Origin of the sequence: Parasphingorhabdus sp., from assembly GCF_036963705.1 — a bacterium.
GTDB lineage: Bacteria > Pseudomonadota > Alphaproteobacteria > Sphingomonadales > Sphingomonadaceae > Parasphingorhabdus.
Genome location: NZ_JBALUT010000039.1, coordinates 1 through 23,830 on the forward strand (window position 1 = coordinate 1; position 23,830 = coordinate 23,830).

At 55.6% G+C, this 23,830-nt stretch carries 25 protein-coding genes; 10 read left to right on the forward strand and 15 right to left on the reverse strand.

Translation table 11 applies throughout. The features are described from left to right. Positions 1 to 152: 152 nt before the first annotated feature. Entirely contained in the window at positions 153 to 545 is a 393-nt protein-coding gene (locus V7680_RS09970; protein ID WP_335653128.1) for a host attachment family protein, read from the reverse strand. 228 nt (positions 546 to 773) lie between these two features. Between V7680_RS09970 and V7680_RS09975 the strand changes: the two genes are divergently transcribed. Both V7680_RS09975 and V7680_RS09980 read left to right on the forward strand, forming a co-directional pair. After that, a complete protein-coding gene (locus V7680_RS09975; RefSeq protein WP_335653129.1) occupies positions 774 to 1,952 on the forward strand; it encodes a diguanylate cyclase domain-containing protein in 1,179 nt (392 codons plus the stop codon). Positions 1,953 to 2,105: 153 nt separating this feature from the next. Beyond that, positions 2,106 to 2,804 (forward strand): hypothetical protein, encoded by a 699-nt coding sequence (locus V7680_RS09980; RefSeq protein WP_335653130.1) that lies wholly within the window; start codon positions 2,106 to 2,108, stop codon positions 2,802 to 2,804. Between the two features lie 23 nt (positions 2,805 to 2,827). Here the strand turns inward: V7680_RS09980 and V7680_RS09985 are convergent, their stop codons facing one another. The 4 genes from V7680_RS09985 to V7680_RS10000 all read right to left on the reverse strand — a co-directional run bounded on the left by V7680_RS09985 (position 2,828) and on the right by V7680_RS10000 (position 5,689). Continuing rightward, positions 2,828 to 3,211, reverse strand: coding sequence for a DUF1304 domain-containing protein (locus V7680_RS09985; RefSeq protein ID WP_335653131.1), 384 nt, complete (start codon positions 3,209 to 3,211; stop codon positions 2,828 to 2,830). Between the two features lie 209 nt (positions 3,212 to 3,420). Next, positions 3,421 to 3,951 carry an isoprenylcysteine carboxyl methyltransferase family protein gene (locus V7680_RS09990; protein WP_335653132.1) on the reverse strand — a complete coding sequence of 177 codons (531 nt, stop codon included), beginning with the start codon at positions 3,949 to 3,951 and terminating at the stop codon, positions 3,421 to 3,423. Continuing rightward, positions 3,948 to 4,997, reverse strand: coding sequence for a type III polyketide synthase (locus V7680_RS09995; protein ID WP_335653133.1), 1,050 nt, complete (start codon positions 4,995 to 4,997; stop codon positions 3,948 to 3,950). The genes V7680_RS09990 and V7680_RS09995 overlap by 4 nt, the downstream gene beginning before the upstream one ends. A gap of 434 nt (positions 4,998 to 5,431) precedes the next feature. Further along, the gene (locus V7680_RS10000; protein ID WP_335653134.1) at positions 5,432 to 5,689 is read right to left on the reverse strand and encodes a hypothetical protein; all 258 of its coding nucleotides are present in this window, start codon (positions 5,687 to 5,689) and stop codon (positions 5,432 to 5,434) included. Here V7680_RS10000 and V7680_RS10005 point away from each other — a divergent pair. The 3 genes from V7680_RS10005 to V7680_RS10015 all read left to right on the forward strand — a co-directional run bounded on the left by V7680_RS10005 (position 5,676) and on the right by V7680_RS10015 (position 7,430). Further along, positions 5,676 to 6,191: a phasin family protein gene (locus V7680_RS10005; RefSeq protein WP_335653135.1), complete on the forward strand. Its 516-nt coding sequence runs from the start codon at positions 5,676 to 5,678 to the stop codon at positions 6,189 to 6,191. The genes V7680_RS10000 and V7680_RS10005 overlap by 14 nt on opposite strands. A 221-nt stretch (positions 6,192 to 6,412) precedes the next feature. Further along, positions 6,413 to 6,751, forward strand: coding sequence for an ATP-dependent Clp protease adapter ClpS (gene clpS / locus V7680_RS10010; RefSeq protein WP_335653152.1), 339 nt, complete (start codon positions 6,413 to 6,415; stop codon positions 6,749 to 6,751). Between the two features lie 19 nt (positions 6,752 to 6,770). Next, positions 6,771 to 7,430, forward strand: a complete 660-nt coding sequence (locus V7680_RS10015) for a DsbA family oxidoreductase (RefSeq protein ID WP_335653136.1) — start codon at positions 6,771 to 6,773, stop codon at positions 7,428 to 7,430. Between the two features lie 3 nt (positions 7,431 to 7,433). Here V7680_RS10015 and V7680_RS10020 read toward each other — a convergent pair whose 3' ends face one another. From V7680_RS10020 to V7680_RS10040, 5 genes are all read right to left on the reverse strand, one after another. Further along, positions 7,434 to 8,234, reverse strand: a complete 801-nt coding sequence (locus V7680_RS10020; RefSeq protein ID WP_335653137.1) for a DUF1295 domain-containing protein — start codon at positions 8,232 to 8,234, stop codon at positions 7,434 to 7,436. Continuing rightward, the gene (locus tag V7680_RS10025; RefSeq protein ID WP_335653138.1) at positions 8,231 to 8,869 is read right to left on the reverse strand and encodes a lysophospholipid acyltransferase family protein; all 639 of its coding nucleotides are present in this window, start codon (positions 8,867 to 8,869) and stop codon (positions 8,231 to 8,233) included. Before V7680_RS10025 ends, V7680_RS10020 begins: the two co-directional genes overlap by 4 nt. A gap of 164 nt (positions 8,870 to 9,033) precedes the next feature. Further along, positions 9,034 to 9,375 carry a PilZ domain-containing protein gene (locus tag V7680_RS10030; protein WP_335653139.1) on the reverse strand — a complete coding sequence of 114 codons (342 nt, stop codon included), beginning with the start codon at positions 9,373 to 9,375 and terminating at the stop codon, positions 9,034 to 9,036. A gap of 183 nt (positions 9,376 to 9,558) precedes the next feature. Continuing rightward, positions 9,559 to 10,518: a cation diffusion facilitator family transporter gene (locus V7680_RS10035; protein ID WP_335653140.1), complete on the reverse strand. Its 960-nt coding sequence runs from the start codon at positions 10,516 to 10,518 to the stop codon at positions 9,559 to 9,561. Between the two features lie 125 nt (positions 10,519 to 10,643). After that, on the reverse strand, positions 10,644 to 10,823 hold the full coding sequence (locus tag V7680_RS10040; protein WP_335653141.1) for a PspC domain-containing protein: 180 nt from the start codon (positions 10,821 to 10,823) through the stop codon (positions 10,644 to 10,646). 610 nt (positions 10,824 to 11,433) lie between these two features. Here V7680_RS10040 and recF point away from each other — a divergent pair. From recF to mobA, 3 genes are all read left to right on the forward strand, one after another. Then, a complete protein-coding gene (gene recF, locus V7680_RS10045) occupies positions 11,434 to 12,507 on the forward strand; it encodes a DNA replication/repair protein RecF (RefSeq protein WP_335653142.1) in 1,074 nt (357 codons plus the stop codon). A gap of 87 nt (positions 12,508 to 12,594) precedes the next feature. Beyond that, positions 12,595 to 13,275 (forward strand): CHAP domain-containing protein, encoded by a 681-nt coding sequence (locus V7680_RS10050; RefSeq protein WP_335653143.1) that lies wholly within the window; start codon positions 12,595 to 12,597, stop codon positions 13,273 to 13,275. A 41-nt stretch (positions 13,276 to 13,316) separates the two neighbouring features. Then, the gene (gene mobA / locus V7680_RS10055; protein WP_335653144.1) at positions 13,317 to 13,904 is read left to right on the forward strand and encodes a molybdenum cofactor guanylyltransferase; all 588 of its coding nucleotides are present in this window, start codon (positions 13,317 to 13,319) and stop codon (positions 13,902 to 13,904) included. Positions 13,905 to 13,970: 66 nt separating this feature from the next. Here mobA and V7680_RS10060 read toward each other — a convergent pair whose 3' ends face one another. Further along, entirely contained in the window at positions 13,971 to 14,237 is a 267-nt protein-coding gene (locus V7680_RS10060; RefSeq protein WP_335653145.1) for a hypothetical protein, read from the reverse strand. A 202-nt stretch (positions 14,238 to 14,439) separates the two neighbouring features. Here V7680_RS10060 and V7680_RS10065 point away from each other — a divergent pair, with 202 nt between their 5' ends. After that, entirely contained in the window at positions 14,440 to 15,870 is a 1,431-nt protein-coding gene (locus V7680_RS10065) for an amidohydrolase (protein ID WP_335653146.1), read from the forward strand. Positions 15,871 to 16,063: 193 nt separating this feature from the next. Here V7680_RS10065 and V7680_RS10070 read toward each other — a convergent pair whose 3' ends face one another. The 3 genes from V7680_RS10070 to V7680_RS10080 all read right to left on the reverse strand — a co-directional run bounded on the left by V7680_RS10070 (position 16,064) and on the right by V7680_RS10080 (position 21,792). Beyond that, the gene (locus tag V7680_RS10070) at positions 16,064 to 17,293 is read right to left on the reverse strand and encodes a hypothetical protein (protein ID WP_335653147.1); all 1,230 of its coding nucleotides are present in this window, start codon (positions 17,291 to 17,293) and stop codon (positions 16,064 to 16,066) included. Between the two features lie 254 nt (positions 17,294 to 17,547). Further along, positions 17,548 to 20,757 (reverse strand): amidohydrolase family protein, encoded by a 3,210-nt coding sequence (locus V7680_RS10075; RefSeq protein ID WP_335653148.1) that lies wholly within the window; start codon positions 20,755 to 20,757, stop codon positions 17,548 to 17,550. Between the two features lie 84 nt (positions 20,758 to 20,841). Further along, the gene (locus V7680_RS10080) at positions 20,842 to 21,792 is read right to left on the reverse strand and encodes an XdhC family protein (RefSeq protein WP_335653149.1); all 951 of its coding nucleotides are present in this window, start codon (positions 21,790 to 21,792) and stop codon (positions 20,842 to 20,844) included. A gap of 383 nt (positions 21,793 to 22,175) precedes the next feature. On the opposite strand from V7680_RS10080, the gene V7680_RS10085 reads away from it, so the two are divergent. After that, positions 22,176 to 23,216, forward strand: coding sequence for a sensor histidine kinase (locus tag V7680_RS10085; RefSeq protein ID WP_335653150.1), 1,041 nt, complete (start codon positions 22,176 to 22,178; stop codon positions 23,214 to 23,216). Here the strand turns inward: V7680_RS10085 and V7680_RS10090 are convergent. Next, positions 23,209 to 23,649, reverse strand: a complete 441-nt coding sequence (locus V7680_RS10090; protein WP_335653151.1) for a response regulator — start codon at positions 23,647 to 23,649, stop codon at positions 23,209 to 23,211. The two genes, V7680_RS10085 and V7680_RS10090, sit on opposite strands and share 8 nt — an antisense overlap. Between the last annotated feature and the right edge of the window lie 181 nt (positions 23,650 to 23,830).

The following is a 23,830-nucleotide window of genomic DNA, read 5'->3' on the forward strand; positions in this document are numbered from 1 at the left end:
GTTTCGGTATTCCAACCTTCATCCCAGCCGAGCCGCGCTTCTATGGAATCCAGGCGAGCGCGAAATTCTAGGTCATTTTCATAAAAATAGGCGCCAGCCCGTCGCTTCGATTATCCCCAGGGAAGAAGAGACGGGCTGGCGCAATTCCAGCGCTATTGCGCCAGTGACTTCTCGATATCCGCAACCGTCGAATTGGTCAGCGTCTTGGCCTGTTCCAGCACGATCTTGTCGCTCACTTCCTGATGCAGCAACGGACGGATTTCGCCCAGCGTGTCGGGATCGGCGACCAGGATCAGCCGGTCGAAAGCGCCCCGGTGGGAATAGCCGTAGAGCCGCTCGGCGATCTGCTTGGAGAAGGTGGCTTCCATGCTTTCGCGCGCCGATTGCTCGGGTGGCGATTTGCCGGACGGGCCTTCGCCTGCCATGTTGGTCGGTGTCCAGTCTTCCTCGTGGGACAGCGATCCGCCCTTGACGTGGAAGGTCTTGGCCTCCCTGCCCGTGGCGACGACGACGAATGTATCTTCCGGAAAATTGAGTGAGCCCATGTTGATGTCCTTTTAAACGGTTCGGGATATCAACGCACCAGCGGGCCAAAGGTTGCCTGCCCCTTGATGCCTCAGGGGGAATCGGGCGGGGAAAACAACCGGTCGCAAGCCCATTTACTACCGCGCGTTCACGATGTCGCAGCGGCATTTTGTTAACCCTATTTTTACGAGCGCAGCCTAGTCATAGCGCAAAATGTAACATCATCTATCACAGGATTGCCCGAAATCATGAATCCAGCGCCGCTACCCAAGGAGAACTGGCGAGCGTCCTGGCAAACCCCATGGCGATCCCCGGAAATCCCGGCAGAAATCCTTTCCTCGGTCGAGGACATGCAGCTGCAACGGGCCCTGACCCATGTGCCGATGATCTATATGGTCGCCATTTTCAATCTGATAGCGGTGATGATCCTGTCGGCCCACGAAGGGATTGCACCGATATATTACGCCTGGATGGGATTCATGGCGATTGGCTGCACCGCCCGGATGACATCGTGGATGCGCGCTCCCAAGCATCAGTCTTACCGAGCAAACCCGCGAAAGAAGATCCGCAACCTTACCATCATCTCGGTTGGCATCATCACCTTTCTCAGCATCTGGTCGGTATATGCAATTTCGACCCAACTATTTGCCAACCAGATGTTCATTCCGACATCGCTGGTGTTCGGGGCCACCTGTATCGCGCATTGTCTCGCCTGTATTAAAAAGGCGGCGATCACGGTGTTGGTCGTCGGCGTCATTCCGACTGCCCTGGCGATGATCTTTGTTGGCGGATTTGACGACGCAATCATGGGTGCGAGCATGATCACGATCGCGTTGCTGATGGTCCGGTTCATCGTCGACAGCTATAACCAGATCATCTCCTCTCTGATCTTGCGCCACACGATCTGGAAACAGGCCCATCGCGATACGCTGACCGGCCTTGCCAATCGTCGCGCGATGATGAACCATCTTCGCCTCGCCGAGCAGGCCTTTGCCAATCACGGCACCGGCTTTGCCGTCGCCCTGATCGATCTCGACCGCTTCAAACAGGTGAACGACAATCTCGGCCATGATATTGGCGATCTGCTGCTGGTCGAGGTGGCCGAGAGGTTGAACCGGAGCAGCACGGCGAACGAAATTGTCGGACGGCTTGGCGGCGACGAATTTTTGATCCTGATCCCGGACATAACCGGCCGCGAACAAGCCGGGGCGAGAGCGACGGCCTATCTTTCCGGCTTTGTCACACCAGCGAAGATCAGCGGCCATGTTCTGACCGCATCGGCCAGCATCGGCACGGCGGTTCAGGCACTCGACGGCCACGGCACCGAGCAATTGCTCAAGGCCGCCGACGGCGCGCTCTATAAAATGAAGCGCGCGAGCCAAAAAGGCAGCGGGTCTGCCAACCGGCCATTGCGCAATATCGGTTGATCCCGCATAAATATTGCAACCCGCGTCACGATTTCGCGTTTCTCTTTAATAAAGCGGACATTTACGACCGACGCCTGCCAGCCGGACGCACCGGCTGGAGCGGCGATCTGACCGTCAAATGATCGGCTCAACGAACATCGGGGATTCCTGTCCATGAAAGCCATTCTACTTCTCGTCATAGCGGTCGCCTTTGCTGTCGCTCCATTTCTATCGCCGGAATTTGGCGGGATTGATCCGGATCGCTATCCGGTACCGCAACTCAACCCGCCGGTTCAGCCTGTCGGCTGGGCCTTCAGCATCTGGGGCCCCATCTACTTGTGGCTGGTCGCTCATGCGGCTTTCGGCGCCTTCAAATATCGGCAGGATCCCGAGTGGGAGAAAGGCCGCGTCGCGCTGGCGCTGTCCCTGGCGGTTGGCACGATCTGGCTTCCGGTCGCGCTGGTGTCACCAATCTGGGCGACGATCCTGATATGGATCATGCTCGTCTCCGCTTTGATCGCCTTATACCGGTCGGACAATGCTGCGCCGTCGTGGATAGCCCGGTGGCCGGTTGCGCTATATGCCGGCTGGCTCTCTGCCGCGTCCTTCGTATCGATCGGATTGCTGATCGCGGGCTATGGTTTTGCTAGCGAATTTGCAGCAGCGGTCATAGCGCTCGCGCTGGCAACCGCCTTTGCCGGCTATAACGCCCATCGCCTGAAATCATGGCCTTATGCAATTGCCGTGTCCTGGGGGTTCATGGGCATCGCGGTGGCCAATATGGGCTCTGCGATCATACTGACGATTGCTGCAGCGGTTGCTGCGGTCATCGTGATCGGTCTGACGGCGCTACCGACGAAATCACCCCGATAGGGTGGCCGGCGGTGGACGGTCCTTCACTGCTTCCGCATTTTCCGCCCTGGCAGCCAAAGCAGTATTAGTCCGATCACCGCCGGGCCAGCTTGGACTAGCGCGATGTCGGTCGAGACCCGCCAAGCTCCGAATAGGCCCGCGGTGGCAACGAACAGCAGAAACGCGGTCGCGACCTTGCGCTGCCATTCGATGTCGCGGATCAGCAGGGACCAGATCAGGCCGGCCGCAAGACAAAGATTATAGACCCCCTGATTAGCGGCCATTGCGGTGGTTGGCTCGAACAGGCTGGCGGGAAGATCGGGGAAGGTGGCCGGCCCCTGCCCTTGCCAGGCGAATATCCCGAACCAGGCGATATAGAGATGCAGAATCGCGACAATCGCGATCATGATCTTCGCTAGTTTCGGCATGATGCGACTCCCCCGATGACTTGTGCCGCTTATATACTGTAATTCGGCAAGCTCAATATGGCGACCCGGCGCAGCACGATCGGGGCTGGTGAAACCGCTTTCCTACAGAAGGACATCTTGCTAAATTTTGTGCAGGGCGCTTCTACGCCTGCGTTGCCATAAGCTGCGGCGAAAACCCTTCCTTGGCCCTAACTTTGACTAACTTTGGATCAGCCGCGCTCGCCGAGCACATCATTCTCGACCCCGATCCGGTGGCGCAACAGGATCGCGTTGAGGACCGAGAAGAGCAGAGCCACCCACGGCAGGCCGAGCATCAGCGGGACAATCGCGATCTCGAGCACCACCACCAGATAATTGGGGTGGCTGATATATTTATACGGCCCGCGCTTCACCCGGTCAAAATGCGGGGCGGAGATGATCCTTGTCGTCCACCACCGGCCGATGCTGGCCAGCGTCCAGACCCTGAGGACCTGCGTGCCGACAAAGAGCGCCAGCATCGCGGGATGGATGATATGCTGCGGATCTACCAGCAAGGCGATGACCCCGATCCACGCGCTGTGGAGGAAGATGAAATAATGATAATGGTCCGCGCCATGCTCCACCCCGCCCTCGCTGAGCAGACGCTTGGTGTTGCGACTGGCGTGAACCAGCTCGCCCAGCCGCTGGACCACGATATAGAGCAAGAGCCAGGTCACCATCGTCGGGCTGGTGGTAAAAAGAGAGCCGAGGTCGCCGCTCATGCTGCACCCTGCGGGTCGAGGATACCGACCACCGCGGTAAAGCCGGGACCGAGCGCGGTGAGCAATATCGGCTTGTCGGGCTTTTGTTCGAGCAGCTTGTCGAGGACGAACAATACCGTCGGCGAGGACATGTTGCCGTGATGGCGCAGCACTTCGCGGGTCGCCGGAATGCCGGCAAGCTCGGGCGCGAAATATGCCTCCAACGCTTCCACCACCCTGCCGCCACCCGGATGGCAGGCGGGTTCGGACAGGTCCGATTTGGCAAGGCCCTGAGCCTCGAGAAATGCATCGCAGAATGGCGCGAAATCCTTGGTCACGAAACTCGGGATATCGCGGGCCAGCACGAGATCGAAACCGGTGGTGCCAATGTCCCAGCCCATCATGTCGCGGGTATCAGGCCAGGTCTTCTGGTCAAAAGCACGGAAGCTGGGCGCGTCAGCCGGTCCGGCCTTGCCGCTGATCACCGCAGCAGCGCAGCCGTCGGCAAACAGCGCGGTGGCGATCATGTTCTTCTTGTCAAACTGGTTATAGTCGTAAGACAGGCTGCACAGCTCCAGCGAGATCATCAGCACGTTCTGCCCGCCGTTCGCCGCCGCCAGATCATTGGCCAGCCGCAGCCCAAGGACGCTGCCAGCACAGCCATAGCCGAACACCGGAATGGTCTGGGTCGATGGATCGAATCCCATCGCCTCGATCATCCGGCTGGGGATAGAAGGTGTCATCGTGCCGGTAGTGGAGATCAGCACAATCGCATCGATAGCGGACGGGACAAGCTCTGCCCTGTCCAGCGCATCGCCAGTGGCCTTATGTGCCAGCCGGGTTCCGACCTTATCATAAATAGCCGCCCTGCCGGTCCAGCTGCGCGGTTCGAGATAATGGTCCGCCTCGCAGGCAAGATAGCGCTCGTCGATTCCGCTATTACCGAGGATCTGCTCAAGCCGGGCAGGCAATGCCGCCCCTCTGGCCTTGGCCAGCACCGCCAGCACTTCCGCCTGCGTAATCCGATGGTCGGGAACGGCGGTGGCAATAGATTTCAATATGGGCATGGGGAATATTCGATCATCATGCAGATCCTGTTACAGCAGATGCCGCAGCGAAACAGCGAAATCTGTTCCGTTGCACCAAATACAGTATCACCGGCCCGCGAAAGAGTGGCATATATTGCAAATAGGCCGGCGGAGCAGTGCAACTTGACGTTTATGCTGCGCAACACACATTTTTTGCTGCAGCATTTTTGCACAAAGTCGCAACATATTGCGGAAGCAGCTCGCCTCGATAGTAACTATCTCTATGAAATAACGTCATTTATATTGCTTCCGCCAAATTATGGTGCAGTGCAGCATTTTTCTTGACATCGACTTGCCCATACACTATTTGTGCACTGCAACAAAGAAGTGAGATTTCAGATGGCCGATATCAAAAACGAAACATCCGCTGCTCCGGCAGCTACAGAAAACAGCTCGCGCTCTGCTGATGCGGTTCAATCTGCACCAGCTTCAGCGTCCAACATTTCAGACAAGCCGGCATCTGATGCTCCGGTAGTCGCGAAGACCGAAACCCAGCCGGTGGCTTCTGCTGCTAAACCGGCACCAGCGGCACAGCCTGCTGTTACTAAAACCGCAGCACCCAAGCCGGCAGCAAAGAAGCCCGCAGCAAAACGTAAAGTCGCTGCGAAGCCAGTTGCCAAAACCACATTGAACAAAAAGACTAAAGGAACCAAAAAAATGGCTACCACCAAAACCACCGCAACCAAGCGCGTTGTGAAGAACACCAAAGCTGCAAACACCAAAGCAGCCAACACCGCCAAGAAAACCGCTGACAAGCTCGGTTCGCGCTTTGAAAAGCTGACCGCCGACGCGCAGGCTCGCGCCAAGGCTGCTGCTGATCGTGCTGTTGCGCTGTCGAAAAATGCTGTTGAATTCAACCGCGAAAACGTCGAAACCTTGCTCGAAAGCACCAAGATCGCTGCGAAGGGCGCTCAGGAAATCGGCAAGACCAACGTCAAATATACCCGCGAGAATTTTGTTGAAGCCAGCCGCGCTCTGCAAGGCCTGTTCAGCGTAGCGACGCCTAAAGACATGTTTGCAAAGCAAGCCGACTATGTGCGCAGCGGCCTGGACCGGGTAATGGACCAGACTTCGAACAATGCCGATGCAGTCGTAAAGCTCGCTGGCAAAGCCTATCAGCCGATTGCTGATCGCGTCAGCGAAATCCGCAAGGAAATGAAAAAAGCCGCTTAAGCCGCTTTTTTCGAGAGATTAAAAAAGGACCGTTCCGTTGGAGCGGTCCTTTTTCTTTGCGCTTTATTAACACCGGCAAACGCAAAAGCTTTCGAAACTATCAATCCCCCACTTGCCCTCGAGCCTAAAAATACCATATCCTGAGACTAATGATGAACCACCAGATTCTTTTCGAGATACAGAAGCCTTACCGGTACAGTCGCGCCAGCGACCGGCCGATCATGGGCGATGATGATGATGACAAGGGATCCGGTGATGATGACGACACCAACCTCGGCATCGCAACCAAGACCCGGGCGAAGACCAAGAAACCCAGCCCGTACAAAGTTCTGATCCTCAACGACGATTATACGCCAATGGAATTTGTGGTTCTGGTGTTGAAGCGCTTTTTCAATATGGATATTGATGAAGCAACGCGCGTCATGCTTCACGTGCACCAGAAAGGCGTCGGGGTTTGCGGCACCTTCAGTTACGAAGTTGCAGAAACCAAAGTTACGCAGGTGATGGATTTTGCCCGCAAGAACGAGCATCCATTGCAATGTACGCTTGAGAAAGCCTGATCTAATCAAGGAAATTTCCATGTCCGATATACCTGTGATCACCGTCGATATCGTATCCGATGTCGTCTGCCCCTGGTGTATCATCGGATATAAGAAGCTTGAAAAAGCAATGCTGCAGTTCGAAGGCAAAGCCGCTTTTGAACTGACCTGGCACGCCTTTGAGCTAAACCCTTCGATGCCGCCGGAAGGCCAGGACATCACCGAGCATATGGCACAGAAATATGGTGCCACTGCCGAACAAAGCAAAGCCAATCGCGAACGCATGCGTCAGGCAGGCCAGGATCTGGATTTTGAATTCAACTCTCATGACAACATGCGGATGGTGAACACATTTGACGCCCACCGCCTGCTGCACTGGGCCGGAGAGACGGGCAAGCAAACCGCTCTAAAACTGGCATTGTTCAAAGCGCATTTCACCGATGGCAAGAATGTCAGCGATCATGAAACGCTGGTCGCAGTTGCGTCCTCTGTCGGCCTGGATGAAAAGCGTGCCCGCGATCTGCTCGGCACCGATCTATATGCTGCCGAGGTCCGGGCTACGGAAGCCGAATGGCAGGAACGATTCATCACCGGTGTGCCCGCTTTCATCTTTAACAAGAAGTTCATGGTGCCTGGCGCTCAGGAAGCAGATGTTTTCGCCAATATTATCGAGAACAAGCTGCTCAAGAAAGCGGCCTGAGCCTCACTTTTTCCTGGGTGGCATCGGGAAGAAACCGGAAGTTCGTTCGATATAGTCCACATAGTCCGGACGGTTCTGCTTCAGGCTTTTCTCAAGCAACGGCGCGCCGCTCCACTTCATCAAGGTAAAGCTGAGGAACAGCGGACCTACGATGGCGATCCAGACCGGCCATCCGGTTTGCGAAGCCACCAGCCAAATGCCCCACCATGCACAAAAGTCGCCGAAATAATTGGGATGCCGCGTATATTTCCACAAGCCGCTGTCCAGCACTTTGCCCTTGCTGGCCGGGTTTGATCGAAATGCTTTCAATTGCATATCGCCGACCGTTTCAAAGGCAATGCCAACAACCGCAATCACAATCCCGATAATGGCAACCGGCCCAGCGCTATCAGCACCGGCTAGCAGTATACCAAGCTGTGCTGGCAGGCAGACAATGAAAAGCAGCGGGATTTGGGTCGCCCACGCTTTTAACAGCGCTGCTTTGGCGAAACTCATCCCCTGTTTTTCCATCGCCCGGCCCATTATCTTTTTGTAACGAGGGTCGACCCCTTCCTTGCGCCAGCGCAGGAACAGGTGGGTTCCCAGCCTGATCCCCCACAATGCCGTCAGCGCCCAGATTATATAGGCTAGCGATCCCGGATTGTCGGACTGCATGAAGGAAGCGCTCGCCATGATCGCCATGCCGTAGGCCCAAAAGGCATCAATGAATGACACGTCGCGGATACGGACGGAGATCAGCCACAAGCAGAGCATGATGGCGACCAGCAGAATGAAGTTGAGGCCCAAGGCTGTCAGAATAGTCACTTTGGCTCTCCTGCCTTTGGCTTGCCGCTCGCGCTTCCGGGATCTGTCGAGACAATATCCCGCATCGCTTTTTCCGGATATTTAGGGGTCACGCTATGATAAAAATCGCTGAGTATCTTCATGTCGGCCCGATAATCTCCCGAGGGCATGAACGATGGTCCCAAACCACCTGTCTTTTTCTGATAGTCCATCAGACCGATGATCAAAGGGACTTTCGCCTGCAGCGCAATATAATAGAAACCGGTCCGCCATTGCTTACCGGCACCGCGCGTACCTTCTGGCGGAATCGTCAGCAGGAAATCATCCCGCCGCTCGAATTCCCGAACCATCGCATCAACCATGTTATGGGATTTGAACCGGTCCACCGGAACGCCGCCCAGGCGCCGCATCATATCTCCCCAAGGCCATTTGAACAAAGTGTCTTTGCCAATCCAATAAGACGAGATCTTGAGCTTGTTGAGCAGCCCGAAATAGTAGAGAAAATCCCAGTTACTGGTGTGAGGGGCCGCGATAATAACCGCTTTTCTGGGGGGCGGGTTTTCCTGAACCGCAGTCCAGCCGTTAATCGTAAACATGAATACGGAAAACCTGCGGACAATTTCCGACAGCCAGCTCGGTTCAATCTCGTCGTGCACGCATCCTCCATCTCGCGGGATCGGATGCCGCGATTATCAAAAGACCATAAGTCTATTTTCCCACTGCGCAACGAAAGATATTCATTGGTGCAGTCTTCAAAAATGAGTTGCGTGGATTTTCTGCTTAGTGAATTCCGAAGACTGCCGGAAAAGCGCTAAGCCTTTTACTGACCCGCCATCTGCAAAGACGGGTATTTGGCGATGATATGGTTATAGACGGCCGGATGGAGCGATTGCAGAAATTCGCAACCAAAATAGTCGCCTGTTTTCCAACAGATATTGCTCTCCAGCGCGGCGAATGACGGCAGCTTCAGAAAAACCGGCTTTTCTCCTGTCAACCGCGTCAAGCAATGCATCCGGAAGCCAGTAATCGACAGGTCCAAAATCGTTATATCAACACTGCCAAGCCCCGGCTCACGGATGTTCGCGCCTATTTCGACTTCAGTTCGTAACGACAAGCGGGGATCGTCTCGGTTGAACCTTTTGTCCATTTCACGAGGTTCCATTCTGCTTTTCATACTGTTTGAAGCCCCCTTCGCTAACCGATCAAACGCCCTTTATATTTGCTCTAATTTGCAAGTAATCGGACGGCCGTAATCGATTACTACCAAGCGATGCTTATGTAATCATTAACGAATAGTGCTTTTTTGAAAACCGGTGCGCGATTATACCGATGGCCAAAGGCTCTCTCAGCCCTGCCCACCGCAATCAACTTGGCACAATTCCGCCTCTTCATCCTCCAACTCGATCTGAATCGTAATGTGATGGATAGAGAATTGAACCTTCAGTCGCTTTTGCGTTTCAACGAGAAAATCTTTGCCGGGGTGACCATGCGGAATGACCAAATGAGCGGTCATTGCGGTCTCGCTTGTGCTCATTGGCCAGATATGGAGATCGTGAACTGCCTCTACTCCAGGCAATGAGGCAAGATATTCAAGCACGTCTTCGACATCAATATCACGCGGCACACCCGCCAACGACATCCGCACTGCTTCGGACAACAATCCCCAGGTGCTCCAGAATATCAGGGCAACGATGAGCAAGCTGAGCAACGGATCAATCCAGTTTAGTCCAGTGAAATAGATTACTATTCCGCCGACCACGACGCCGGCCGAAACGCCCGCATCGGCCATCATGTGCAGAAAGGCTCCGCGGATGTTGATGTCATCCTTCTGTCCCCGGATGAAAAGCATGGCGGTGCCGAAATTGATGATGATCCCGATTGATGCAACAATGATGACCGTGGTCGACGCAACTGCACTAGGAGCGCTGAAACGCCCGATCGCCTCCCAGGCGATCGCACCACAGGCTACGAGCAGAAACAGACCATTCAGCAGGGCGGCAAGAATTGATGATCCACCCAATCCATATGTAAATTGTCTGCTTGGCGGCCGTTTGGAGAGCTCCGCCCCAGCCCATGCAACGGCAAGCCCCAGCACATCCGATAGATTATGGCCAGCATCTGCCAACAGCGCCATCGACCCCGAGAGCCAGCCAAATACCACTTCAACAATGATATAAATTGTATTGAGTGCAATCCCCAGAGCAAAGGCACGACTGAAATTCGCGGGCATATGGCCGTGTGGGCCATGGCGATCGTGATGACTGTGGGGGGAATGCCCGTGGCTATGATTATGACCTGCGGACATCTACGCTCCGACAATTGCAATTCGATCTTTCAATCTTCAATTACACGGATTTGTCAGAGCGGTCTACATTATTTATTCAATATTTTCCGTATGTTATATCATTCTACGGCGAGTTAACATGTTGTTCAATCGACAATCAACCCGATCGCGAGGTAAATGATGATTGCGGATCCAAAGCCAAAGATTGTGGCTAGAACGAATATCACTCGCAACAGGTTTACATCCATGCCGCTCCAGTTAGCGAGGCCTGAACAGACACCCATGAGCTTGCCATTGGCTTTGTCGAGTTTGAGTTTGCTTTTCATCGGACGGTTGCTTTCTCTGTTTGAAGAAATTGGCTCGGGCCAGCTTTTCGTTCGTGATTCTGTGCTTTTCTTGCCGGACATCAGATCACCATTGTCGATGAGAGATTGAAGGCGGGCATGATGCTGGCACCTATGAACAGGGCGGCGGACGTGACCGCAGCGAAAGTGGCTAGAAATGAATTTTGAAGACTATGTGACATGATCGGTCCTTTGGTTAAATGGTTTGGAGTTACACAATGATCGAGGCGGCATGGCCGACGGCCGGGCCAACACTTGCGGCGATCAGAAGAGTGGCGGAGAACACAGCGGCTACGGCGGCTGTCAGGCTGTGGGGAACGTTCGAGATCATTTTTGTTTCCTTTCGATTAAAACCATGTTTCGCTGCATTGCGAAGTTGTTTTATACTTTGCACAGCTCATGCCAATTTTGATAAATTGATTACAATCAGATAGTTAAGCCAATTTTGCATCAAGCCTAAATCATCGATAAACCCAATATTGGTGCATATTCCCAAACTTTAGGAAATGATGAACGCCAAATGAACCGCCCGCAGGCCCGATCCGAATTCGCTTCTCTTTGCCGTCGGTGAAAGCTAGTGCAAAGCCCTGCCATGACCCTATCCCAGCTTACTCTGCACAACTTTCGCAACTATCCGGAGCTGCGTCTCGAAGCGGCGCCTGGATTCATGGTTTTCAGCGGAGAAAATGGCGCCGGTAAAACCAATATTCTGGAAGCCGTTTCGCTGCTCGCACCGGGACGCGGACTGCGGCGGGCAGCTTTACGCGACATGGCCTATCAGAATGGCCCGGGCGATTTCGCCGTTGCCGCGCAGCTGGGTGACGTACAAATCGGTACCGGTACCGAAACTAACGCCCCGGAACGACGCAAAACCCGGATTAACGAAGCAACCTCCCCGACCAATGACCTCGCCGAGTGGCTTTCCATATTATGGCTAACCCCGGCGATGGACCGGCTGTTCATGGAAGGTGCAGCGGGGAGACGGAATTTCCTCGATCGGCTGGTGATGGCCCTGGAGCCTGCCCATGCGCGAAACTGCGCGCGCTACGAAGCAGCGCGGCGGGAACGCAATCGACTTCTTGCCGACGGCCATCTGACCGACATGAATTGGCTGGAAGGACTGGACGGGCAATTGGCGCAATATGGTTCATTGGTCGCCGAAGCGCGGCATCGGATGGTATTGGCATTGGACCTGCTGCTGGGGCGAACAGACGGCGATATTTTTGCAATTCCGGCCTTGGGCCTGGCCGACGACAAATTACGAAGCGAGCCCCAGCTCCATGAGATGCTTCAGAAGAATCGACCCGCAGACCGGGCAGCAGGCCGGACATTGCGGGGCCCGCATCGCGCTGATCTGAATGTGTTTCATTCCACCAAACAACAACCAGCCGAGAAGTGTTCAACTGGCGAACAGAAAGCGCTGCTGTTCTCAATCATCCTGGCCCATGCGGATTTGATCGCCGAGCAGCGGGAACATCGTCCCATATTGCTGCTTGATGAAGTCGCGGCCCATCTCGACCCACAGCGCCGAGCGGCGCTTTTCCACAAATTGGCGGAACGAGGCGGTCAGGTGTGGCTGACCGGCACTGAACCGGCATTGTTCAGCGACATTCCGGATAGCGCGCTGCATTTCGAAGTGTCGGACGGAACCGTCAAACAGCGATAAAATGCCAGTCCGGCGCGATATGGTTTACAGTTGATTCATATTACTCCTTAGCGTTGATTTTGCGACTGACGCTTAAGCCTCACTTGGATGAACGCAACGGCTCTCAAAAACTCGGCTACTTTGCTTCGGAATGCAATCATTCCGATCCTGTTGGTGATGCAGGCTGTGATGATGCCAACCCAAGCCAGGGCCAATGACTATCTGCAATGCGTCCCGTTCGCCCGAGAGTTGAGCGGCATCCAGATTTATGGAGACGCGCATAGCTGGTGGGATCAGGCAGCTGGCAAATATCAACGTGGCGCAATGCCGGAGGAAGGTGCTGTCCTGTCCCTGCCCAGCCATGGGGCAATGCAACTGGGTCATGTCGCGGTTGTCCGCAAAATCATCGATGACCGCAATATATTGATCAGCCACGCCAATTGGTCACCGATCAACGGTAAGCGCGGTCAGATTGAACGCCGGGTCGCGGCCCAAGACGTGTCGGCAGGAAATGACTGGAGTCAGGTTCGCATCTGGTATGCCCCGATCGATAATCTCGGAACCACGGCATTTCCGGTCAACGGCTTCATCTATCCCGCGCGTCAGGCCAAGCAAAGCGGTCGGCAATGGGCATCGGCAAAAGCCGCGCGCCAAAGCCGTATGCCAAATCGCTCGCTTTTCGATCGCAAACTCAAGGCCGATCTGGAGCAATCTGCGGAACAAGAACGCCCGGAAAATGCCGAGCCACGCGATCTGATCGGGGATTTGCTGGACAGAGTGGGTAGTTGAGGCCAGATTGGGGCGTGAAGCTTCAATCTGGAACCTCTCCCATGAACCAACCGCCGACCTGCCTTGTAATCCTCGCCGGCGGGCAATCACAACGGATGGGTACAGACAAGGCTGTCATCAAGGTGGGCGGCCGCCGGCTGGTTGATATTTTGATCGACAGATTTACGAGTAAAGCTGAACATCTGTTTCTATCGGCTTCGCAAGATTACGATACCGGCCTTCACATGATCAGCGATGACCCCGCCTTCCCGGGTGGACCGGTCGGCGGTATTTTCTCGGTGGCTGCGGCGCTGCAGACGGCCCGGCCGGCAATCTCCGGCTTTGTCACGGTTCCGGTCGATGCGCCCTATGCACCGGCCAACCTTATCGAGCGCCTCACCGCGAGCGGCTCCTGCGCAGTGGCAAAGGATCAACAGCGCATCCATCCGACTTTTGCTTATTGGAGATGTGATGTCGTCGACAGTATTCGCGCTAGCCATCACCGACGCGATAAATCCCCATCCCTGCAATGGCTGGCGGAGGAATCGGGTGCGATTGCAGTGACTTGGTCCGACGAAAATCTGTTTACGAACATCAACCGGCCGCAAGATCTGATCGATGCGGAACATGGCAAAACGGCCGGCGCTTGATCAAGCACCGGCCGTTTTTGTCTCGACAATCACGACCTATTCATCGCGATCGATTGAATTCAGCGATTAATCCAGACGACGGATTTCCATCTTGGTCAGGCTGGTCATCAGTTTGCCGTCGTCGTTCGAAAGGGTCGAAGCAGCGATCACGCGCACTTTACCTTTATAGATGACCAACAGATCGCCGTTTTCGGTTACCCGGTTCACTTTCCCAACGCTGGCGCCGCTCGCATCGTAGAGACGGTCGTTGCGCTCTGCATCGGCAGCGAATGCCGATGGAGCGGTGAGGGTCAATGCGGTGGCCGCAAGGATCAAGGAGGATAGTCTACGCATGATTTTACTCCATTAGGTTTTGAACTGAACGTAGGGCTACACTCGGCTCTCAATAAGTTGCAATATGAAATGTTGCACTTGCGAGTTGCATTTTTGCAATTGACCGAGAATCACGTGATTGCGGCGAACGCTGAACATGGGTTGCCCGGATCACCCAAATTGTGCCATCCTGTAGAAAATCCACTCTTGATATGAGGCCTTTATGATCCGCTATTCCCTGATTTTCGCCCTTGCGGCGCTTCCCGCCTCGGTTCAGGCCCAGCAGACTGATGTCATGTCCGAGATATCTGCCCTGATTGACGCGCGCTCAGGAGAGTCGGCCAAAACCGCCCGCAAACTCTGGGAATGGGCGGAAGTCGGCTATCAGGAGGAAAAATCCAGTGGTCTTCTACAGCAATCTCTGCAAGCCAACGGCTTCAAGATCACCTCCGGAGTGGCCGGCATCCCGACCGCCTTTACCGCCGAATTTGGCAGCGGCGGCCCGATAATTGCCATTCTCGCAGAATATGACGCATTGCCCGGCATCAATCAGGATGCCGTCGCCACCCGCACCCCGATTGATGGCAAAGGCGCCGCCCATGCCTGCGGCCATAATCTATTTGGTGCGGGATCGATCGAAGCCGCGATCGCGGTGAGCAAGTGGCTGAAACAAACCGGCACTCCGGGTCGCGTCCGGCTCTATGGCACGCCAGCCGAAGAAGGCGGAAGCGGCAAGGTCTATATGGTCCGCGCCGGATTGTTCGACGATGTCGATATCGCGCTGCACTGGCATGCCGACGATGAAAACTCGGCAGCCGCCCGCACTACGCTAGCCAATCGCTCGGCCAAATTCCGTTTCCGCGGTGTCTCCGCCCATGCCGCTGGCGCACCCGAAAAAGCGCGCTCGGCTCTCGACGGGGTCGAAGGCTTCAACATGATGGTGAACATGATGCGCGAACATATACCGCAGCAATCGCGGATCCATTATGTCATCACGGAAGGTGGCACCGCTCCCAATGTCGTGCCCGATTTTGCCGAAGTCTTCTATTATGTACGTCACCCCGATCCGGCCGAGGTCGATGCGATTTGGACCCGACTGGAAGACGCGGCGCGCGGCGCCGCTATGGGCACCGGCACCAGTGTCGACTGGGAAGTGATCCACGGCAACAACCCGCTACTGGTCAACGAGGCACTGGCGAAAATGATGGACGCAAAACTGCGGCAAATCGGCGGCGTAACTTATACCCCGGAAGAGCAGGAATTTGCAGAGGGCATATATGCCAGCTTCGACAAGCCGGGTCTGCCACTTGGCAGTCAGCAGGAGATTCAGCCTTATGATGTGACGCTCGGCTATGGCTCGACCGATGTTGGCGATGTTTCCTTCGCCACCCCAACCGTCGGCCTGCGCACCGCCACATGGGTACCAGGCACCTCGGCCCACAGCTGGCAAAGCTCTGCGGCAAGCGGCATGTCGATCGGTTTCAAGGGCACGCAGGTAGCGGCCAAGACGCTCGCACTTGCAGCGATCGAGCTTTACACCAACCCCGAATTGCGCGCCGAGGCCAAGGCCGAGTTCGATCGGGCGCGCGGCCCGGATTACAAATATAAATCCTTACTCGGTGACCGCGATCCGCCGCTCGATTACCGGAAATAAACGAGACGCCGGAATCGCCGGCATGACGAAAACTTAAAGGTCTTGGGATCGGGTTCCATCCGTCGTGACAGCCCGACCGATGCTCTGCAAGTAAACATTCGTCGGACTCCCACGAAGCCGCAATTTGTCGCCAAACAAAAAAGGCGGTCCGGAACACCGGACCGCTCTTTCTTATTAGCTGTAAAAAGCCGGCTTAGCTAAACGCTGGCTCCAATGGACTCTGGCTTTCCATTTGGCGGTCCATCTTTCTACGGGCCTTGCCTACCGACGCCTTCATCTCGGTCAGCTTTCTATCGAGCAAGCGTGCGCGCTTCAGGCGTTTTTGCCGAGTCAGGAAGGGATTTTGCGAGGTCGGGATGGAGCTGACATTGGTCATAAAATATCCTTCCGGCCGGGACAGGTCTGCTTCACCCAGATAGGGCCTAGGTGCGGCCGCGACACGATGATCGCCAATTGTCGCGCCATGTTCGACCTTGCAATGAGGTTCATCTAGTTCCGGCAAGTTGGCAACAAAATCGGCGAAAGCAACCTTGGTGCTGACCTTGCTCTCGATCGGCTGTGCCTGGGTCTTATCGGAGTCCACCGTTGAGTGGACATCTGCTGCGACCAGATCGCGACGCAATTCAGGCATGATCGCCTCGTTCATCGAAGCAGGAACGAAATCTCTGCCATGGATCCGGGCATCTGCTTGGCCTTTGCTATTCCGACGGCGGCCGACTGCAAAAGCACCGGCCCCACCAACGCCCAGCAACGCTGCCAGTGCGGCGAGCAGACCCCAGTCGGTATCGCTACCAACCGCAGCTTCGGTTGCTGCCGCAGTTTCGGGAGCCGCAGTGGGGACACTGGGGATAGCCGCTACCGGTCCGATCGCGTTAGTCGCGGGATCTGCTGAACTGCCGGTCACAGGATAAGCCATTGGTTCCCGGGAAATGGCTGCGCGTTCGGTCCGACTGGTCGCGGCATTATTTGAAGAGCCACTAGCCGTGCTGACTGGCGCCTTCATTGACTGGTTGGCGGACGCTGTTGCTGCCTTTGCTGCCGCAGCCTTGCGAGCCTGCTGCTCGCTCTCGATCTGCGCAAGCGCTTCGGGTGCGACCGTCTGAGCATCGAAGCCACCCTTGCGGGCCAGATCATTGGCCCGATTCGTGGTGGCGGGCGGAGTTGCATCCGTTTTCGCCACAGCAGGGCTGCTTTCCGGAGGCGATGCTGTCGTCGGAGTTGATGCCGGTGCAGGCTGTGGGGAGAGGATAGTTGGTGCGGGCGCGGCAACCGGCGCGGTCGTCGGCGGCGCCGTCACGTCCTGAGCATAGGCAGGTACGGCAGCCATGCCGACCGAAATCGCCAACATGCTTATCATGGAAACGCGGCCAGCGGTTTTACCCGGAAAGCCGCTACCGATGGGTGCATTGATGCTATTGGTCATCTCATTTCTCCTAATGTGTCGAGCAATAAACGAATGCACGCGCCATTAAGGTCCGCAGTCAGAGGTAGCATGAGTGGAAAAAGTAGACGAACGGAGTTTCTGAACGCTCTATTCACATAGCATTCAGCGAATTTACACGCTCGTTAAACCAGAGTTCAGAAAATTAGAGTCGTTTTAGTAGAATGAATAGGTAGTTATACTGTCTCCAGCACAATCGAGGCGCGGGCGCGATAATTGACGAACCCGCGCTATATTCACTCCCACCAATAAGGCGCGCGTTTTTGTGAACCAGTCTCAACTTCATTCATCGTCAGCGGATCGTACATACGTCCGTTGAGCATCACCCGGTTGATCTTGTCGCTGTTGCGGATATCAACCGTCGGATCGGCATTGAGCACCAGCAGATCGGCGAGCTTACCGGCCTCCAGCGAGCCGATATCGGCGTCCATCCCGAGAGATTTAGCGGATTCTATGGTTCCGGCGGCGAGAGCCTCGACCGGATTCATCCCGCCACGGACAAATGACCAAAGCTCCCAATGACTGCCGATGCCAGCTTGCTGGCCATGCGCACCAATCGAGACTTTCACGCCTGCGTCCGCCAGTTTCTTGGCTTCTCGGGCATTTTCATCATCGACAAAATTGCTCTCGGGCGCAGTGGTGCGCCGGACAGTATCTGCTGCCAATATCGCCGGTGGCGTGTGGACAAGCAGCGGATTTTCCCAGACGTTGGTCGCTTGGCGCCAATAAGGATCGCCGGCGAGCCCGCCATAGCTGACCACCAGTGTCGGGGTGTAATTGGTCTGCGATTGCGAGAACATTTGCACGACATCATTATAGAAAATATCAAGCGGGATATTATGCTCCAGCGTCGAATTTCCGTCGGCTACCAGCGCCATGTCCATCCCGAACAGCGAACCGCCTTCAGCAACCACCAGCATGTTTTCCTGACGCGCTGCCTCAACCACCTGCTGCCGTTGTTCGCGGCGGGGCTGGTTATAGTTTTTGACGCTGCTTCCACCCTGCGCCTTGAGCCTGCGAACATGGGCCAGCGCATCGTCGAGATTGTTGATCTCGGCATAGACCGATGCGGCTTTCGCGCCGTAGACGATCTCGCCGGTCGAGAATATCCGGGGACCGAGGATCATCCCCGCGCGCTGCATTTCGCTGGCGACGAATATTTCGCTGGCACGGCTCGAAGGATCGTGGATGGTGGTCGTACCGAGCGCGAGATTTTGCACCAGGGACCAGTTTTGCTGCGGCACGATTTCGTCACTGCCTTGGGGGCCATGAGCATGGGCATCAATCAGGCCGGGAATGATGGTCTTGCCGGTAACATCGACCAGCAAGGCGCCGGCGGGGATGCGAACCTCTGCGCGCGATCCGACAGCGACAATCCGGTTACCGCGAATGACAATCACGCCATCGTCGATAATAGCACCATCGCTTTCAACCATCGTCACCAGTCGGGCGCCGGTCAGGGCAACGGTCTGCGATGGCTTCTCTGCCGTAATTTGCCGTTCGAGCGACACGCCGCTGGTCTGAGGTTGATATTTGGGTGCATCCTTCGATGCTGGCGCATTGACGAACAGCCGGTCGGTTGCTTCGGAATAGACGGTGGAACCCATACTCCAGTGAAGCTGCTGACCGCCATTGGACCAATGGATATAATCAGCCCCGCTGGCACTGACTCTTGTCACCGGCAGTGACTTGCTGGTTGGGCTGACGTCTACCGCCTGGGTGCCGGGCATCAGCGGCATGACATAGGCTTCATAGCTTTGGCGGAAGGCGACATTCTGTCCGTCGGGCGATATGATATAATCGTTGGTCATCTCGCCGGACGCATGGGTGCGTTTCGCCTCACCGTTGAGGTCGGTGCTGATCAGGACACGCTTGTCCTCTTCGCTATCGACCATGAACAGGCGGTCGCTGGTCGCACCAAATTGCGGGCTGGCAGCGCCTTTCGATACCCGCACGGGTGCGCCGCCTTCGGAAGCGACCCGATAGACACCATCATCGACTGACCATTCGGGCGAGGTCAGATAACCGCCGCCCTTCATTTCAAACGCGATGGTTTTTCCATCAGGAGAATATTGCGGCCGGGCATAATGGCCGGGACGATTGGTGACTGTCCGCGGGGAACCGCCACCGGCTGCGACCGTCTTGATCTGGCCCAGCTTGGCGTCGGTCCAGCCAACGAATACGATCGAACGACCGTCACGCGACCATGACGGGAACAGCTCGAGTTCCGCACCGGCATTGGTCAGTCGTTTGGCGGAACCGCCAGCCATCGGTTTGACATAGAGCTTGCCGAGGCTTTCAAATACAACCTGCCGGCCATCGGGCGAGACCGCAGCGAAACGGGGCATTTTGGCTGTAAAGCTGTCAGGCGCGACCGGGATTTTGGGATGCGGCGCATTGGCGACGCCGCGGGTGTCGTTGACCTTGAACGGGATGATTGACGAAGCACCGCCGTCTGCTGCAATCCGGCGGATTTTCCCGCCGGCCCAGAACACGACTTCCTTGCTGTCGGGAGTCCAGTCCATGTTCGGATATACGCCGGTCACCGCCCAGGTTTCCTGCACGTCCTGATCGAGTTCGTCATAGACTTTGCGTTCGATCCCGGATTCCAGATCCTTCACATATAATTTGGACTTCGTCATCTCCCGGCGGACGAAGGCAATTTTCTTGCCGTCCGGTGACGGGTTAGGCCGGACCGATCCACCGAGGCCGGAAACCGCAGTGGTTATTTCACCGGTCTGAAGGTCATATTTTTCGATATTGAACAGGTCGCTGTTGCTGTCCTGAGCATAGATAAACGTCCCGCCCGGTGTAATATTCTTGGTATAATAGACCGATTTGCCATCCGGTGCATAAATCGGTTCACCCAGTTCTTTCTGGTGTGTGTCGCTCGGCTTCTTGACCAGCTGCACCCCGCCGCCGCCCGAGACATGATAGATCCATATCTCGCCGGTGCCGAGCGAGCGCGAAGTGGTGAAATGTTTTTTCGCAACGATATAGCGGCCATCGGGACTCCAGCTTGGCTGGTTTAGCAGACGGAATTCTTCCTTGGTGACTTGGCGCTTATCGCTGCCGTCGCGGTTCATGATCCAGATATTGTCGCCGCCGCCACGATCGGAAGTGAAGGCTATGCGTTTACCATCGGGAGAAAAGCGGGGTTGCACTTCCCAGGCGAGACCTTCCGCAACCCGGACCGGTTTGCCGCCAGCAATAGGCATTGTATAAATATCGCCGAGCAGCGCAAAAGCTATGCTCTGGCCATCGGGGCTGACATCGACGTCGATCCAGCTGCCTTCGTCCACATTGATCACGGCCTGCCTGATCACTGCACCCTTGGGTGCGTTGACGTCCCATTTTTCCTTGGCGGGATCTTCGGCGCTGTCTTGCGCATAAGCCGAGCCAGAAAAAAGCAACGCCGCGATAACCGAAACCAGACTATACTTCATAATATTCCCCGAACCCCAAAATCACTAATATCAATTCTCTATTCCAGTTCTCGGCGGGAAGAAACAACGAACCGCATATCGCGCTCAAGCTTTGCAACCAAAATGCCGGTGATAGCATTCGACAACCTCTGCCAATGTCGACAACGCCAATGTTGCCGGGTCGCGGGTCGATGCTATCAATCCGATCGGAGCAGACATCCGTTCTTGCTGGTCTTCCGAAACACCGATTTCCGCGAGATATTTCTGACGGATGGCGTGGGTTTTGAGGCTGCCCATAGCGCCGACGTAGAATGCAGGAGAGGACAAGGCCTGCTTCATCAAGCGCGCTTCCCAATCATGATCGTGAAAATAGAATATACAAGCGGTCCATCGATCAGGATCGAGCAATGCATTTGTTTCTGGTGTTTTCAGCAGATTGGTAGAGCTGGCCAGAAGCTGGACCTGATCGATCACTACGGGATCCGGTGACAACACGTCGCAATCAATCCCATAGCTGGCGGACAATTTCGTTAGGCTTTCGACCGTCGGCCCGTGCCCCATGATGATGATCTTGGCCGCCGGAATATGATGGACCAGATACTGCGAGGCTTCCCGCTCTACCGACACCCTGTTCGATGTCTGAGCTTCGCAGCGGATAGCTGCACTATTGCTATCAAGCACGATCGTCAGCGGCTGACGCTCGTTGATCCGGTCTAAAATATCGGAGACAATCGCCCCGTCACCTATCGGCGTAAACAGCAAATCGATGCTGCCGCCGCATGGCAATCGTATATCGAGATAGGGGGAACCAGCACCAAACCTGACCTCGCGCGGCTTCCTGGTTTTGGCAACATCAAGAGCCTCCGCAACCACCGCGACTTCCACGCAACCACCGGAGAATGAGCCGGAGAAAGATCCATCTTCGGCAACCGCCATATGCGTGCCCGGGTTCCGCGTCGACGCGCCGGACACAGCGACCAACGTCACCAGAACTGTCTTCTGTCCCGCGTCTGCTTTTGACTTGAGAAAACTGAAGATCGGCGAAATATTGTTCAAGCCTGTTTGTCCCGGTAAGAATAACCTGAACATCCATGCCGTAAACCGGCTGGTGGAGCAATCGCCTTTAACGGAAGCCGGTCGCACCAGCTATCCCCGGCTGGAGAGAGGCTGGCGGGGCCAGTGACTAACCAAGAAAGCTTTTCACGATGCCAGTCCGAGACGTCTTTCCCGATGCGGAAGGACTCTCTCCTCAGCAATCGCTCATGCATCCCGGGTAAAAACTCTATTCTCCCCAAAAAATTTGGTTACATTTTATCAAAATATACTAAATCGACCGGATCGTAGCTTGCAGACCACAATCTGCCGAGCGACCGAGCCCCCGTTTGAATATATAGCGAAAGCCGACCATGCCCACTCAAAGCGAGATTAGAAATTTCCGGTTGGATGAATATAGAGACCGGCGGTTAAGCGATTCAGGGCTTCAGGAACGGGGTGGCTTGCAGCTGAGCGGCGACGCTTTCCACGCCCTGGCTGATACGATGCCCCAGATGGTCTGGTCGACTCTGCCGGACGGTGACCATGACTATTACAATGCGCGCTGGTATGAATTTACCGGAGCGCCCGCCGGATCGACCGACGGCGAGGGCTGGGCTGAAATGTTCCACCCCGACGACCAGGCGGAAGCCTGGCGGCGGTGGAAGCAGAGCCTGCTGACCGGCGAGCCATATCAGGTCGAATATCGGCTGCGTCATCGCTCGGGTCAATATCGCTGGGTGCTCGGACGCGCATTGCCGATTATCGGTCCGGACCAGAAGATACAGCGCTGGATCGGCACGTGCACCGATATCGAGGACGCGAAGCAGATTGCCAGCCGCAACGAGATACTCAGCCAGGAGCTGAGCCATCGGATCAAGAATATTTTCGCAATAATCTCTGGTCTGATCAGCATGACCCTGCGCGGAGACGAGAAATTGGGCGAGCTGGCGGACACGTTGAAGGGGCGGATTGCCGCGCTCGGGCGCGCCCACGAATATGTGCGCCCCCATAATGACAAGGCCCAGACCGATAACGAGGCCGTCACTATCCGCCATCTCCTGTCAGAGATATTCGCCTCCTACCCGGCCTTCACCGAACAGAGGCTATCGATTTCGGGAAGCGATATCGCGGTCAGCGATCGCGCAGCGACACCAGTCGCGCTGGTTTTCCATGAACTGGCAACAAACTCGATGAAATATGGCGCGCTTGCCGCTGATAAAGGGCGCGTCGATATCGTGATATCGCAAGAGGCTGGCATGTTGCGGTTCAAATGGACCGAGAGCGGAGGAGCAGCCATTAATACCCCGCCCTCTCATTCGGGATTCGGGTCAAAACTGGTCGACATGTCGGTTACCCAGCAACTCGGCGGATCGATCGAGAGACTATGGCTGACGACCGGATTACAGATAGTGATGGAAGTGCAGACTTCTCGTCTGGCTAGCTGACGGACCTTTCGAACAGCTTCATCCTCCGGGGTGGCTCGACATCATCCTTGTTGTTTGCCACCTTTACCAGATAATCCAATATGCCTTTCAAAACTTCGATCTCAATGGGTTTGGTTATTGCGCCAAGCGTACCCTTGACTCCGGCTCCCAATTGCTTGGGATTGGCAGTAACGAAAACCACCTTGATATCATGTTCATTGGCCAGACGAGCCCCAATTGCCGGACCGGTCGGACCATCACTTAGATTGACGTCAACCAGAGCGATGTTAGGCTTTTTTGAAACCAGACCGATGGCAGACTCCGTATCATCGGCCACGCCGATACAATCATAGCCCAAATTACCGACGAGTTGCTCCATTTCCATGGCTATGAGAAACTCGTCTTCGACGATCATGATTTGAGGAGTCATTGGAATGTTCCGTTTTGAGTGCATCTGCAACCCCAACGCAACAACCCTGCGTCTGGTTCCGTTGAGCCGGCAACAAACCGATGCTTCAATGGAATTTCGACCACAAATCTTTGCCCCTTATGGGCACTTTAAGCAAAAAAAAAGGCCCCGCTATATTCAGCGGGGCGTTTTTGATTATTGGTTGCGGGAGTAGGATTTGAACCTA